Origin of the sequence: Mesorhizobium sp. L-8-10 (genome assembly GCF_016756635.1) — a bacterium.
Taxonomy (GTDB): Bacteria; Pseudomonadota; Alphaproteobacteria; order Rhizobiales; family Rhizobiaceae.
In genome coordinates, this window is the sequence record NZ_AP023263.1 from 130605 (window position 1) to 143565 (window position 12961).

Annotated in this window: 11 protein-coding genes; all 11 read right to left on the reverse strand. The window is 63.2% G+C overall.

Annotated features, from left to right (window positions below; all coding sequences use genetic code 11):
- Nucleotides 1–106 precede the first annotated feature (106 nt).
- Nucleotides 107–1549 carry a 3-hydroxyacyl-CoA dehydrogenase gene (locus JN280_RS00595; RefSeq protein ID WP_202309614.1) on the reverse strand — a complete coding sequence of 481 codons (1443 nt, stop codon included), beginning with the start codon at nucleotides 1547–1549 and terminating at the stop codon, nucleotides 107–109.
- Nucleotides 1550–1735: 186 nt separating this feature from the next.
- Nucleotides 1736–2698, reverse strand: a complete 963-nt coding sequence (locus JN280_RS00600) for a helix-turn-helix transcriptional regulator (protein ID WP_202309615.1) — start codon at nucleotides 2696–2698, stop codon at nucleotides 1736–1738.
- Nucleotides 2699–2753: 55 nt separating this feature from the next.
- On the reverse strand, nucleotides 2754–3212 hold the full coding sequence (locus JN280_RS00605) for an acyl-CoA thioesterase (protein WP_202309616.1): 459 nt from the start codon (nucleotides 3210–3212) through the stop codon (nucleotides 2754–2756).
- 3 nt (nucleotides 3213–3215) lie between these two features.
- A complete protein-coding gene (gene boxA / locus JN280_RS00610; RefSeq protein WP_202309617.1) occupies nucleotides 3216–4397 on the reverse strand; it encodes a benzoyl-CoA 2,3-epoxidase subunit BoxA in 1182 nt (393 codons plus the stop codon).
- A 251-nt stretch (nucleotides 4398–4648) separates the two neighbouring features.
- Nucleotides 4649–6100 carry a benzoyl-CoA 2,3-epoxidase subunit BoxB gene (gene boxB, locus JN280_RS00615; protein WP_202309618.1) on the reverse strand — a complete coding sequence of 484 codons (1452 nt, stop codon included), beginning with the start codon at nucleotides 6098–6100 and terminating at the stop codon, nucleotides 4649–4651.
- Nucleotides 6101–6121: 21 nt separating this feature from the next.
- Nucleotides 6122–7780: a 2,3-epoxybenzoyl-CoA dihydrolase gene (boxC, locus tag JN280_RS00620; protein ID WP_202309619.1), complete on the reverse strand. Its 1659-nt coding sequence runs from the start codon at nucleotides 7778–7780 to the stop codon at nucleotides 6122–6124.
- A gap of 170 nt (nucleotides 7781–7950) precedes the next feature.
- Nucleotides 7951–8355 (reverse strand): DUF309 domain-containing protein, encoded by a 405-nt coding sequence (locus JN280_RS00625; protein ID WP_210387829.1) that lies wholly within the window; start codon nucleotides 8353–8355, stop codon nucleotides 7951–7953.
- 32 nt (nucleotides 8356–8387) lie between these two features.
- Nucleotides 8388–9941, reverse strand: a complete 1554-nt coding sequence (locus tag JN280_RS00630; RefSeq protein ID WP_202309621.1) for a 3,4-dehydroadipyl-CoA semialdehyde dehydrogenase — start codon at nucleotides 9939–9941, stop codon at nucleotides 8388–8390.
- Nucleotides 9938–10762, reverse strand: coding sequence for an alpha/beta fold hydrolase (locus JN280_RS00635; protein WP_202309622.1), 825 nt, complete (start codon nucleotides 10760–10762; stop codon nucleotides 9938–9940). The genes JN280_RS00630 and JN280_RS00635 overlap by 4 nt, the downstream gene beginning before the upstream one ends.
- Nucleotides 10762–12300 (reverse strand): benzoate-CoA ligase family protein, encoded by a 1539-nt coding sequence (locus JN280_RS00640; protein WP_202309623.1) that lies wholly within the window; start codon nucleotides 12298–12300, stop codon nucleotides 10762–10764. The genes JN280_RS00635 and JN280_RS00640 overlap by 1 nt, the downstream gene beginning before the upstream one ends.
- Before the next feature lie 52 nt (nucleotides 12301–12352).
- Nucleotides 12353–12820: a 4-hydroxylaminobenzoate lyase gene (locus tag JN280_RS00645; protein WP_202309624.1), complete on the reverse strand. Its 468-nt coding sequence runs from the start codon at nucleotides 12818–12820 to the stop codon at nucleotides 12353–12355.
- Between the last annotated feature and the right edge of the window lie 141 nt (nucleotides 12821–12961).

Consider the following 12961-nt stretch of genomic DNA (forward strand, 5'->3'; position numbering starts at 1 on the left):
CGCCGGCGGGATCGGGTTTCCTCGTGCTCGGGCCTCCGAACCCATATTAGTTATGTATGATAATTATTACTAGATATATCTTTTTATGTTGCCCACGTCGGCATTGTCACAGGGCGCCCGGCGATCCAGAAAAAGGCGCAGACTGCCCTGCTGGCGCGAGGGACGGGACGGCCTCCCTCCTGCGCCATTCCGCAAACGTCACACCGCGGCCGACGCAATCCACGATCATCCGGCTTGGTCGCCAGACGACAGGATCCTCCTTTGCAAGTTCGTGAAGCGCCGCCAGGATTTCCTCGGCTCCCAAAGTTTCCGCATAGTGCATCAGCCCGCCGCGCCAGCGCGGGAAGCCGTAACCGTGTATCGTAACGAGATCGATGTCCGACGCGGAGGCGGCGATCCCCTCGAACAGGATCTCCGCCGCCTCGTTGATCATGGCAAGGAGCAGGCGGTGGCGTATGTCGTCGGCGGTGAAGGTTCGCCGCGTCACCTTGGCAAAATACGCCTCCTCCCGCACCAGGTCCTCGACCAGTGGATCGATCACCTTGCCGCCGCCGCCCGGATAACGATACCAGCCGACCGCCGCTTTGCGTCCGAAACGGCCCTCCGCCACCATCCTGTCGGCAATCGGGATGTAGCGGCGGTTACGGTCGCGTGTCGCGTCCTGGCGCCGGCGGTTTGCATGGGCGATGTCGAGCCCCGACAGGTCCTGAGCTTCGTAGGGGCCCATGCGATAGCCGAAATCGACCATGGCCTCGTCGATATCCCATGGGGTCGACCCGTCCATCAGAAGCGTATCCGCCGCCTCCCTGTAGCGCGCGAGGATGCGGTTCCCGATAAATCCGTCACAGACGCCGGCCAGGACCGGGACCTTGCGCAGCCTCCCGGCCAGCGCAAAGCCGAGCGCGACCGCCGCGTCCGAACTCTTCCTGCCCTGGACGATCTCCAGCAGCTTCATGATGTGCGCTGGTGCGAAGAAATGCAGTCCCACGAGACGCGCGGGATCGTCCAGCACCTCGGCCATCGTATCGATGTCGAGGTAGGACGTATTCGTGGCCAGCACCGCGTCGCGCGGCAGAGCGGCTTCAAGTGCAAGAAGCACCTGTCGCTTGACGTCCATGCTCTCGAACGCGGCCTCGATCGCCAGGCCGCAGCCGGATGCCCGGGAATAGTCGGTCGTGACGGTCAACCTGCTGCGCAGCGCCTCTACCGACCCGGATGTCAGGAACCCGCGCCCAAGCCCTACTTCCACGAGTTTTGCCAGATTGGCTTCGGCGCGTGACGCCCCCTCATCGTCCGCTTCGAGAACAGTGACCGAACAGCCCGCCGAAAGGAGCGCAAAGGCGATCCCCGCGCCCATCGTCCCGCCACCGACAACGGCGATGCCGGGAAGATCATGCGCAGCCAGGTGCCGCAGCCGGTCCGGCATCCCGGCACCACGCTCCGCGACGAGCACGTGATGCAGGGCACGGGACTGAACGCTCGCCTCCACGAGAGCATCGTCGGACTGCGCATGTCCGGATATCCCCCCTTCAGGCAACGAAACAGTCATCCGCGTCTCCTCCCTTGTTTGCTATATAACGCATATTGTGTAGTATAATGCAACAACAGAATTCAGCGCCCCCCGAGAAACCCGTCCGGATCGCGAAGCTGACGGCGACGGCTCGGAATGGGGCGCAGGCTCCGGCATCGGCCGGTCTCCCGCCCGCTCGCCCGGCTGGTCGCAAATGTGATCAAGTCACGCGCGGATCGCGTTCCGGCCTCCAGGGCCGATCGGCTTCAGCTCGTCGAGGAATCCTTCCTCGCGGATCAGCCGAAGGAGATCCTGAAGCGAGGTTTCCAGCGTCCTGTTGGACGTATCGAGCTTGGCGGAAGCCTTTTCGTACAAGGCTTCGCGGCTGTGGAGGATGGATTTGAGCTGCTCCATTGCCTCGGGATTGCCGGCCATCGGACGGGTGTCACCCTGGGCACGCACCCTTCCCATGTGCTCCTCCGGACTGGCCTTGATCCAGACCGTATGGAAATGCGACAGAAGCGTCTTGTAGGTGTCAGGCTCGGCGACTATGCCGCCCGCAACCGCAAGGATCATCGTATCATGCGTGGCGATGATGCGGCTGACGGCCTGGGCCTCCAGCCTGCGATAGCCCTCCTGGCCGTAAAGAGCCATCACTTCGTTGACGGGCATGCCCGACTGTTCCTCGATATCGTGGTTGAGCTCCACGAACGGGATGTTCAGAGCCTTGCTTGCGAGATCTCCGAGTGTGGATTTGCCGGCCCCCCTGAGACCGACGAGACAAATGCGGTGCGCCCGCAGGCTTTCGGGCGGGGCGGGATTGAGGACATCGAGCACCCGACGCCGCACGTCCGCGGGCGACGAGCGGAAGAGGTCGGCGACGCGCACGGCCTCAGACGTCCAAGGATCCTCTTCGCCCACGAGCCACTCGATCCTGTGATCGAGGGCGATTGCCACGCGCTCGAGCAGGCCGATCGAGATGTTGCCCTCGCCGGCCTCGAGTTGCGCAAGGTATCTTGGGGACACGCCCGAAATCTCGGAGACCACGCGGCGGGGAAGCCCCTTCAGTTCCCGCGCCTTGCGCACGCGCTCGCCGACCCTGGAAATCAGCCTGTCGACGGCGACTTCGAGCCCGTCATGCGGCTCGACGCGTGTCGCTTCACCCTTGAAGTTGGTGATCTCGCTCATAACGGCAACACTTGTGAATTATAATGCACAAGCGTAGGAACGTTGTGCGCGGATTTCAATTGGTTTCCTTCAACGCGGGCAAATCCCCGGTGGTTTTCCACTCATCAGGCACGAGATGCGACGCGACCAGATCGCGGATTTGCACAGGCGGAGGGCTCTTTCGGAACGCATCGGCAATCGTGAAGACGCAGACGAACCGTCCCTCGAAACAAAGCTCGCCATTCTGATAGCCATCTACCCGGAAGCCCACCGACGATTCGCCGAGGCGATTCGGCCAGACACGGCAGACGAGCCTGTGCCGCGGCGTCACCGGCGCGCGAAAATCCAGACTCATATGGACGAACGGCGTTCCGACGTTGTGATCCAGTTCCATCTGGTACCAGCCCGCTCCGCCGACGTCTTCCCACCAGGCATTGATCGCATCGAGGGCAAACGACGGTATGCGCGCCGTGTAGGCGATCCTCGCGGGGTCGCAGTCACCCCAGGTAACACGGATCTCGTGCTCGAATGCCATGATCTAATATGTCTCTACGTGATATCGCCCGGCGACGCGCATGGCATCCCGCATCGTTTCCCAGTATTCGCCAATGCCCTCGGCAATCTGGGAAAACGCGCGCTCGACCCCTTCCTCCATGCCGCGCAGGCCGCAAATGTAGATATGGGTATCGGGATCGGCAAGCAGTTCGGTGATGGCCTCCTGCTCGGCCATCATGCGGTCCTGCACGTACTCCTTCTCGGCACCGGGAAGACGGCTGAAAACGAGGTGCTTCTTCAGCAACCGTTCCGGAACCTTGTTGAGAGGGCCGAAATAGGGAAGGCTGTCGGGGGTCCGGGCGCCGAAGAAGATCATCATGTCGCCGGACGATGCCGCCATTCGCTGGCGGCGCATCGTGAAGGCGCGAAATGGTGCCGAGCCAGTGCCGGTGCAAATCATCAGCAGCCGCGCCGAAGGATCGTCCGGCATCAGGAAGGTTGCGCCGAACGGACCTGCCACGCTCACCTCGTCGCCCTTCCGGAGATTGCACACATAGTTCGAGCAGGTGCCGCGCTCTTCACGCTTCACGGTGAGGGCGATGTTGTTGTAGTTTGGTCGTTCGCCGTCGCGCGGGCTGGACACTGAATAGAGTCGCGGCAGATGCGGCTTGCCGTCGGCCCCGACGCCGGGCGGAATGATCCCGATCGACTGCCCTTCGAGCACCGGAAACGGCTGGGCGCCGAAATCGAGAATGATGTGGCGGACCTCAGTGCCCGAATCCTCCGACGTCAGTCGATAGCTCCCCTGCACTTTGGCGATGGCGGGCTTGCCGATGTTGTAAAGGTTGACCGAGGGCTTCGCGGCGCTCGCCGGCGCTTTCGCCTTGCCACCTGCCCCCTTGTGCGCGTCGGCCAGCAGCGCCGCCATCACCTCGTCGAGGGCTTCAATCTGCTCGCTCTCCGATCCCACGTCCTGCTGCACGGGCAGTTCCGCCCAGGAAAACTGCTCTTCGAGGGAATACGGGACCGTAACGACGCGCCATTCGTCGATGGAACCTGTAGGACAGACCGGAATGCAATCCATGCAGAAATTGCAGTTGGCCGCATCGACCACAACGTTGTTGTCGTCATGCGTGATCGCGCCCACCGGACACGTCATCTCGCAGGTATAGCAGCGGATGCATATCTCGGGATCGATCAGGTGCTGCTTGAGCGGCTGGTTCATTGCTGAATGCCTCTGCACGGCTCCTCGCCTAGGCCCGTCGCTTCCCTGTTCAAACTCGGCGAAGGAGCGGCGAGCAATTGGAGAATCTCGCGGCAGGCTCCATTGCAGTCTGCGCAGCCAAGGCAGCTTTCGGCATCGAAACGCGGCTCACGGAACGGTTTGGCTTCACGAACAACCAGCATCGTCCTCATCCCCATCTTTTGCTGGTCGACCCCGGGCAAAAAGTCCCGAGATCGGCCAAACGAATGGCATCAGGCGACGTGCAGCTTCACGTATTCGAAGTCGCCCGGCTTGTTGTCGATGCCCACCTTCGGCGGCGCGATCCACCCCGCATATTTGCCGGGCTCGTAGACCGGCTTCATCAGCGACTGGATGAAGTCGCCGTCCGCGCGGGTCGGTAGCCATTCGTCCACCTTGGCATCGTACTCCGCCTTCGAAATGGGGTTTCCTTCCGGATCGAATGTGCCCGCGGCGAAGACGCCGATCTGGCGGTGGAACGCCTCATGCGGCAGCTTCATGCGGAAATCGATGCCGGCCTTCTCGACGATCTTGTTCCAGCGGCCTACCCCGCCTTCGGCGTCACGGGTGTAGTCGTCGCGCAGCCGCATGTTGATCGCCGTGAGGGCGGGAACGTCCTTGCGCACGACACGACCCTCCTCGAGTACGCAGACGTGGTACGTATCGCCCTTGAGCTGGTGATCATCCTCGATCCTGTGCTCCATGTAGCGACCCTTGATGCCGGCGTTGAAGGCATTGGCCGCGTTGGTCGAGACCTCCTGGCCGAACAGGTCCAGCGATAGCGTGTAGTGCAGATTCAGCTTCTTCTGGATGGTGGGGAGGTCGATGACCCCCAAGTCGCGGATCCGGTTGATGTCGTACGGATCGGCAATGCCGTTCTCGTTCATCGCCTGACAGGTGCGCTCGATGGTTCTTCCCACGCCGGTCTCGCCGACGAACATGTGGTGCGCCTCTTCGGTCAGCATGAAGCGGCAAGTCCGCGACAATGGATCGAAGCCCGACTGCGCCAGGGACTCCAGCTGCATCTTGCCGTCGCGGTCGGTGAAATAGGTGAACATGAAGAAGGACAGCCAGTCAGGCGTTTCTTCGTTGAAGGCGCCCAACATGCGCGGTGCCTCCTCCGAGCCGGACGAGCGGCGCAGCAAATCGTCGGCTTCCTCGCGGCCATCCGCGCCGAAATACTTGTGCAACAGATAGACCATGGCCCACAGGTGCCGCCCTTCCTCCACATTCACCTGGAAAAGATTGCGCATGTCGTAGAGCGATGGGGCCGACAGCGCGAGAAACCGCTGCTGCTCGACGGACGCCGGCTCGGTGTCGCCCTGGATCACGATCAGGCGCTTGAGCATGTTGCGGTACTCGCCCGGCACCTCCTGCCAGGCCGGTTGTCCGGCATGCTCGCCGCAGGGAATCCGGCGGTCTTCCATCTGCGGCGCCAGAAGTACGCCCCAGCGATATTCCGGCATCTTCACATAGTCGAACTTCGCCCACCCCTTGGGATCGACCGACACGGCCGTGCGCAGATAGACAAGCGACTGCTGGAAATTGTCGGGGATCAGGTCGTTCCACCAGTTGATGTAGCCGGGATGCCACTTCTCGAGCGCCTTGAGCACGCGCTTGTCCGAGGACAGGCCGACATTGTTCGGAATCTGGGTGTCGTAATTGACATTGATGAGGTCGAGCATCGCCTTGGTCCTTCTGAGAAATCACACGCGCTGCATGTTGTAGTCGCCACGCACGCCGGTGCCGTAGCGCTGCAGGGCCCCGTCCGGGCCGGTAGCGTTTGGCCTGTTGAATATCCAGTTCTGCCAGGCTGTCAGACGGCCGAAGATCCTGGTTTCCATGGTTTCCGGCCCGGCGAAGCGAAGGTTCGCCTCCATGCCCGTCATGGCGTCCGGGCTGAAGGAAGCGCGCTCCTCCATGAAAATGCGCACCTCGTCTTCCCAGTCGATGTCGTCGAAGGCGAAGGTAACGAGGCCAAGCTTTTCCGCCTTTTCCGCATCAAGGGCTTCCCCGACATGCCCCCTGAGCGCTTCGACGGCCTCCGGGTTGCCGAGGAAGCGGGTCTGCAGTCGGGTCAGGCCGTTGCCCATCGGGTACCTGCCGAAATTGGATTCCGTCAGCGTGACGGCGGCCAGCGGACGGTTGTCGCCCTCGAACTCGCCCTGCATCATATATGAGCGGTCCACCGCCCAGATGAGCTCGGCGAGCACGCCCGCGAAGCACGAGCCGTGCTCGACGATCGCCACGAGGCTGCGCGAGGTCATGTCGACCCGCTTGAGCACCCGTTTCCAATAGGCCAGGATTTCGTTGACCAGCCAGTCGCCACCGTTGTCCAGCAGGAGCTTTTCGTGCGCGAGCACCGCGGCCGGATCGCCCTGGCTGCGGAATACCACGAGACCGAGTTCCATCTCGTTGAGGCGCAAATGGAGGATCGCGTCGTCAAGCTCGCGCGCCAGGCGCAGCAGATAGCTCTGGTCTCCCAGGGCATGCAGCGTCTCGACGCTCGTCGGCGCATCGCCATCCGGACCGGACAATGTGACCGTTGCCCGCCTGCCGGCACGGTCGATCGCGACCTCAACCAGCGAGTAGGTCACCGAGCCGTCGTCACCGAAGGTGCGCGAAAGCGGTCCCAGCTTGATGCCCGTACCCGTCACCTTGCCGGATGCGGCGGCGAACTCCTTCGCCCGCTCCTTGACGATCTCGTCGAATTTAGCGTTGGAAACCACTTCGTCCACCAGGCGCCAGTCCACGGCGCGCTTTCCCTTGACCCCCTCCTCGATCGAGCAGAAGACGTCGGCGAGGTCCCTGCGCACCTTGCGCTTGTCGGTGACGCGGGTCAGACCGCCGGTGCCCGGCAGCACCGCGAGCAGCGGCACTTCCGGCAGCGCCACCGCGGATGTGTTGTCGTCGGTCAGCATGATGTGATTGCAGGCGAGGGCCAGCTCGTAGCCGCCGCCCGCGCAGGCACCCTTGATGGCCGCGATATACTTCTGACCGGAGTCGGCTTCAGCAGCCTCGTAGGTGTTGCGGGTCTCGTTGGTGAACTTGCAGAAATTCACCTTGTGCGCGTGGCTTGCCCCGCCGAGCATGCGGATGTTCGCGCCAGCGCAGAAGACCCGGTCCTTACCGGACCGTAGAACCACAACTTTGATTTCCGGATGCTCGAACCGCATCCGCTGAACGAGGTCGGCGAGTTCGATGTCGACCCCGAGATCGTAGGAATTCAGCTTGAGCTGGTACCCCTCGAACAGGCCGGCATTCTCGTCGACGTCCATATAGACGGTTGCGACATCGCCGTCATATTCGGCGCGCCAGTGACGGTATTTGGATGGATCGGTCTGAAAGTCGATGATCTTGCTCATATGCGCTCCCTCGAACAGGCCCTCCATCTTCTGACCGATGCACGATAGTGCCGCAGCAAGCCGAGGTAAAGCCAAATATTGCAATTTTTTGCATATTTTTCGCCATTTTGGCCGCCATGTGGTTTGATCCTCCAGCCAACCAATGCCGGTATATGCATTATATTACATATTTATGAAGCAATTCGCTCACGAAGAGCCATAACGTCGTCATTCGACAAGCCCATCAGGCAGTCGGAACGATGGAGAAATGCCTCAGCCAGAGCCGAGTCGGCCAGAGCCAGGATACGCTCCGCAGCCGCCGGCCGGTCCATCGCGCGCTTCAGGCCGGCATTTGCGAGCTGGATGATCCCACGTAACAGATGGCGTTCAGCGCTTGCCTGCGGAAGGCACATCCAGACCGCCTCCCATAGCTCATGGGCCTCCCAGTAGTAACCGGTCTCGTAAAATTCCAAACCACCACGGAACGCGCGGCTTGCTGCGATGTCGGCGATCGAGCAGCTCTCGGAAAGCCCCTCTTTGTAGACCTCGAACGCGGTTTCGCCCGGCCGCTCGCCACGACCGGGAATGTAGGCCACTGCGGGGTAGGCATCTCCCGCGTGCGTCATCGTCAGAGAGCCTGTTCTGCCGCATGTTCAGCGATCGTCGCCAGCATCCGGGGACCGCCCTGAACGGCGCTGCGCTGCATGTGGAACCGCAATCCGCGCAGGCCGCCGAGTTCCTCGCCTCCGCCGGCGCGCCCCGGCCCACCGTGCACGCATTGCGGCATGACGATCGCATGCCCGGTATGCGCCTTGCCGACCTCGCCGTCGACAAGCATGAGGCGCCCGTGCCAGGGACCGAGTTCGGCGACCGCCCGGGCTTGCACTCCGGCATCCTCGGAGAAGAGGCTCAGCGCCAGCGAGCCCTCCGCCTTCGTGGCCAGCACGATTGCCTCTGTGAGGTCGCGATAGGCAAGTACCGTTGCGCAGGGGCCGAAGACTTCGAGTTCGTGCACGGCGCTGCCGGAAGCCGGCTCGGCGCAGCGAAGCAGGGTCGGCGCCACGAAACCGGAACTCTCGGCCACGTCCGGGAGGACTGCTTGGGCGACGACCTTCGTCTCGGCGGAAAGCCGGTCGATGTTGCGCAACGCCTCCTCGCGCTGCGCAACATTGATCAGCGGACCCACGCGCGTGCTTTCGTCCGCGGGGTCGCCGACCCTGAGTGCCGAGACCATTGCCGCCAGTGCGCCGGTGAACTCCTGCTCTATCTCCGCCGGCACGAGGATGCGGCGGATGTTGGTGCAAAGCTGGCCCGCCTTGACGGACAGCGCCTTGACCGCTTCGCGCAGCGCGAGATCGAACACCGCTTGCCCAGGCTTGACATCCGGCCCGAGGATCGTCGCATTGACACTGTCTGCCTCGACCGTCAGCCGCGGTGCGGCGGCCATGCCGGCCACCTGGATCCGCAGCACCATCGCCGTCGCGGACGAGCCGGTGAAAGCGACCGAATCCATTGGCCCGAGCGCTTCGACCAGCCCCTCTCCACTGCCGCAGACCAGCGACAAAACCCCATCCGGCACCACGCGGGCGGCCACGACGTCGCGAACCATTGCCTCCGACAGCAGCGCCGTCGCCACCGCCGGCTTTGCCAGGCTCGGCACGCCGGCAAGGGTGGCTTGGGCGACCTTCTCCCACATGCCCCATGATGGAAAATTGAACGCATTGATCTGCACGGACACGCCGGGACGGGTCGCCCAGACGTGGCGCGCGAAGAAGACCGGATCTCGGGCAAGCTGTTCCTGACCTGGTTCGAGGATCCGGGTTGTGTCGCCGAGAAGCTGCCCCAGGCGCGCATAGGTCTTCAGCGTGAAGATGCCGCCGTCGATATCCACCGACGCATCCGCCGCGGTGTTGCCGGAATTCTCCCGTGCAATCGCCCCGTACTCATCACGTCTGGCCTGCAGCGCATCGGCCACGGCCTTCAACAGGGCGCCGCGTTGCGCAAAGGTCATGGCACGCAGGGCCGCGCCCCCTTTTTCCCGCGCATGGTCGAGCGCGCCCCGGATATCGAGACCCGTCACGTCGGCGCGAGCGATCTCCACCCCGGTTGTGGCATTCACCAGCGGGCGACCAGCGCCGGTGCCCGACTGCCACCTGCCCGCAAGATAGCTTTGGAGCCTCATGCGACCACTACCTCGGCGGCTTCGATCCTGACCAGCCGAGCGGCGAATTCGCGCACCGCCTCGATTGTCCGCTCAGGCTGATCGAATTGCGGCGAATGCCGGCAGTCTTCGAGAAGGACCACGTCCACCGGAGCGGAGCTGCGGTTCTCGATCTCTTCGATCTGGGCGACGGTTCCGTACTGGTCGTGTTCGCCTTGGATCACCAGCACCGGGACGCGCAGGTAATCGATCACATCGGCGACATTCCAGGACACGAAGCCGGGATCGAGCCATGCATCGTTCCACCCGCGGAAGGTCGCCTCGGGATCGCGGTGATGCCTGGCCATGCGCTGCCTGAGATCGGTCGTCGCGAAGGCTTCCTTGGCCTTGGCGATCTCGGCCAGCCCCATGGGTTCGGTGAAGAAATGCGGCGCCATCAGAACCGCCCCGCGTATCCTGAAATCGCCCACGCTACCTGCATGGATCGCGGCGATCGTCGCTCCGTCCGAATGCCCGAGAAGGATGTAGTTCCGGGCGCCGATCGCATCGAGGACAGCGGGAAGCACGTCGATCGCTTCCCGCGTCATATAGTCTGGCGGGCGTGGCAGCTCGGCCGGATCCGACTGGCCGTACCCGGCCCGGGAATAGGCAAACACCGGCAGACCCGTCGCGTCGGCGATCTGGCCCGGAAAGCCGCGCCACAGCGACAGGCAGCCGAGCCCCTCATGCAGCATCACGATGACTGGCGCATCTTCCGCGGATTCGCGCCACCAGGCGGCCCATTCTAAAGACTTTCCCCCGGCGACCAGCCGTCCCGAACTCTCCGTGCGGCTCACCGCCATCAGGCCAACTCCCTTTCACGCAGCTTGAAGCGCTGGATCTTGCCGGTCGCGGTCTTGGGGAGTTGATCGACCAACTCGATCCAGCGCGGATATTTCCACTTGCCGATCTTGTCCTTGACGAACTCCTTGAGTTCGCCGACGACCGCCGGGTCGACCCCGCCCTTGAGAACAATGTAGGCGGCCGGCTTTGTCAGCCCGTCGTCGTCTTCCCTCGCCACCACCGCGGCCTCCAGCACCGCCGGGTGCTCCACAAGCGCCTGTTCGACTTCGAAAGGCGACAGCCAGATGCCGGAAACCTTGAACATGTCGTCGGCGCGACCGCAGTAGACGTAGCGGCCGTCCACGGTCCGTTCATACTTGTCGCCGGTCCGGGTCCAGTATCCGGCAAACGTCCATCTCGATTTGTCGCGGCGGTTCCAGTAGCCGTCCGCGCTGGACGGTCCGCGCACGAGAAGCTCGCCGACCTCGCCGTCGGCCACATCCTCATCGTGCTCATCTACGAGGCGCACCTCGTAGCCAGGAACAGGCGTGCCGGACGTTCCGTAGACGACTTCGCCGGGCCGGTTGGAGAGGAAGATGTGCAGCATCTCCGTGGAACCGACGCCGTCGATGATCTCCGCGTTCCAGATCTTCTGCCAGCGTTCGCCGATCTCGCGCGGCAGCGCCTCGCCGGCGGAGAGGCAGAGCCTCACGCAGTGATCAGGCGCCTCGGCCAGCTTCTCCTGCAGCGCGACAAGCGCGGCATAGAGGGTCGGAACGCCGCAATAGATGGTCGGGCGCTCATGCGCCATGATGGCCAGGACAGCATCGGGCGTCGGGCGTCCACCGTAGAGCACCGTGGTCGCCCCTGCAGCCATAGGAAAGGACATCGCGTTGCCAAGCCCATAGGCGAAGAACATCTTCGCCGCGGAGAAGACCACGTCGTCCTCCCGCACCCCGAGCACCCGCGCCCCGAACGTGTCGGCGGTCGCCTTCAGGCTGGAATGGACGTGGCGCACGCCCTTCGGGGCACCGGTGGATCCGGACGAATAAAGCCAGAACGCCTGTTCGTCTCCGACCGTGTCGACCGCGTCCTCACACGAAGCGTCCCTGACGAAATCGAGATAGCTTTGCGCCCCTTCCGGGGATGCTCCGATCACCACCACCTTGCGCAGGAAACGGCTGCCTTCGATCGCGGGCCTGACCGTCTCCCACAGCGGCGCCGAGACGACCAGCACGGAGGCGCGGGAATCGCTCAATATCGACTGGTAGACCGACGCCGACAGAAGCGTATTGAGAGCAACAGGAACCACGCCGGCCTTGAGCGCGCCCCAGAAAATCACCGGGAACTCGATCTGATCCAGCACCAGCATCGCGAGGCGCTCCTCGCGTCGCACGCCGCTGCGGGAGAGCGCGCCCGCAAACCGCGATGTCTGCTCGGCCAGTTCGCCATAGGTGATCGACCGTTTCGCGCCGTCGGCTTCGCGGAAGGCGACCTTTCCGGCCCGACCCTCGGCGCCATGACGATCAACGAAGTAGATCGCCGCGTTTTCGTTCATCTTTCCCTCCCAGTATCCAGCCTGTCCGACTCTGACGGTCGATGTGGGGCTGTCAGTGGCCGGTGAATTCGATCGCGCCGTTCGGCAGCAGATAGAGCACATAGGCATCGCCGCCCGAGACGGTCGGATGGTGATCCGAACCCGGCCCGTAGACGTACCACCCTTCCGTGAAGGCATCGAAGGTCGGGACGCCTGATATTCCCAACACCGCGCCGATTTCGCCGTTGGGATGGATGTGATGGGGTCCCCGCACATCCTTCATGCGCACCACATCGACGCTGAAATCGCCAGCCGACTGGCCGGGCTTGACGGCCCTGCCGAACTTGATGCCGCCGGCTTCCCGGGACATCAGCCAGCCATTCTCCTCACCCTCTTCGCAGAGTGCCCTGAGTTCCGCGAAGACCGGCGCGTCGACGGGATATGTCCGGTTGAGAAAGCCGGCCAGCGAAGCGTCGAGCGGCCTGCCGGCAATCGTGCCGGCGATTTCGCCGACCAGCTCATTGAAACGCTCTCGCGACATGAAACTCCTCCCGGATCCATAATTCTCCCGACTGTGTGTTATAATGCATAAATCGATGACGCAAGCAACAACGATGGTATGGCAGGTGCATTTTTTTGCACATGCCTGCAGGGCAAGCCGCATGCGCTGCCGGAGGCCGCC

What these genes read in the sequence shown, in the direction of transcription:
- JN280_RS00595 (WP_202309614.1), bottom strand. Translation starts at nt 1,549, where the DNA reads ATGACTGTTTCGTTGCCTGAAGGGGGGATATCCGGACATGCGCAGTCC.
- JN280_RS00600 (WP_202309615.1), bottom strand. Translation starts at nt 2,698, where the DNA reads ATGAGCGAGATCACCAACTTCAAGGGTGAAGCGACACGCGTCGAGCCG.
- JN280_RS00605 (WP_202309616.1), bottom strand. Translation starts at nt 3,212, where the DNA reads ATGGCATTCGAGCACGAGATCCGTGTTACCTGGGGTGACTGCGACCCC.
- boxA (WP_202309617.1), bottom strand. Translation starts at nt 4,397, where the DNA reads ATGAACCAGCCGCTCAAGCAGCACCTGATCGATCCCGAGATATGCATC.
- boxB (WP_202309618.1), bottom strand. Translation starts at nt 6,100, where the DNA reads ATGCTCGACCTCATCAATGTCAATTACGACACCCAGATTCCGAACAAT.
- boxC (WP_202309619.1), bottom strand. Translation starts at nt 7,780, where the DNA reads ATGAGCAAGATCATCGACTTTCAGACCGATCCATCCAAATACCGTCAC.
- JN280_RS00630 (WP_202309621.1), bottom strand. Translation starts at nt 9,941, where the DNA reads ATGAGGCTCCAAAGCTATCTTGCGGGCAGGTGGCAGTCGGGCACCGGC.
- JN280_RS00635 (WP_202309622.1), bottom strand. Translation starts at nt 10,762, where the DNA reads ATGGCGGTGAGCCGCACGGAGAGTTCGGGACGGCTGGTCGCCGGGGGA.
- JN280_RS00640 (WP_202309623.1), bottom strand. Translation starts at nt 12,300, where the DNA reads ATGAACGAAAACGCGGCGATCTACTTCGTTGATCGTCATGGCGCCGAG.
- JN280_RS00645 (WP_202309624.1), bottom strand. Translation starts at nt 12,820, where the DNA reads ATGTCGCGAGAGCGTTTCAATGAGCTGGTCGGCGAAATCGCCGGCACG.